The organism is Arthrobacter sp. TB 26 (assembly GCF_000427315.1).
Taxonomy (GTDB): Bacteria; Actinomycetota; Actinomycetes; order Actinomycetales; family Micrococcaceae; genus Arthrobacter.
Window position 1 is genome coordinate 1 of sequence record NZ_AUPJ01000274.1, and the last position, 672, is coordinate 672.

Annotated in this window: 1 protein-coding gene; it reads left to right on the plus strand. The window is 68.5% G+C overall.

The genetic code is table 11. The features are described 5' to 3' along the window. Positions 1-123: 123 nt before the first annotated feature. On the plus strand, positions 124-672 hold a 549-nt coding region (locus tag K789_RS0109815; protein WP_024366602.1), incomplete at its 3' end, for a M16 family metallopeptidase.

The window sequence follows — 672 nt, forward strand, 5'->3', positions numbered from 1 at the left end:
CCGCCGCTGTTTGAGCCGGGCTCGGGTTATGCCGCAGCTTCCGGCGCCGCCACCGGACCATCGGGGAGTGCCCCGCTGGTACGATGGCAGGCAGATTTGGCATGTATTTACTGAAAGGCCTTGATGACTGTCGTCCCCCTGCCGCTCGAGCAGAACCAGCACGCTGACACCCTGATCCACGGCGCCGACGGCGGTTCCGAGGTGCGCCGGTCGGTGCTGCCCGGCGGCGTCCGCGTGCTGACCGAGGCGATGCCGGGCCAGCGCTCCGCCACCATCGGCTTCTGGGTCGGCGTCGGCTCACGCGACGAGGCGCCCGGACAGCACGGCTCCACCCACTTCCTGGAACACCTCCTGTTCAAAGGCACCAAGCGGCGCACCGCCCTTGAGATCGCCTCGGCCTTCGACGAGGTTGGCGGGGAATCCAACGCCGCCACGGCGAAGGAAAGCACCTGCTACTTCGCCCGCGTGCTGGACACCGACCTGCCGATGGCGATCGACGTCATCGCGGACATGATCACCGGCGCCGTGCTGGACCCCCAGGAGATGGAACAGGAACGCGACGTCATCCTCGAGGAAATCGCGATGGACAGCGACGACCCCACCGACGTCGCCCATGAACACTTCGTCGCCGCCGTGCTGGGCACCCACCCGCTCGGCCGCCCGATCGGCGGC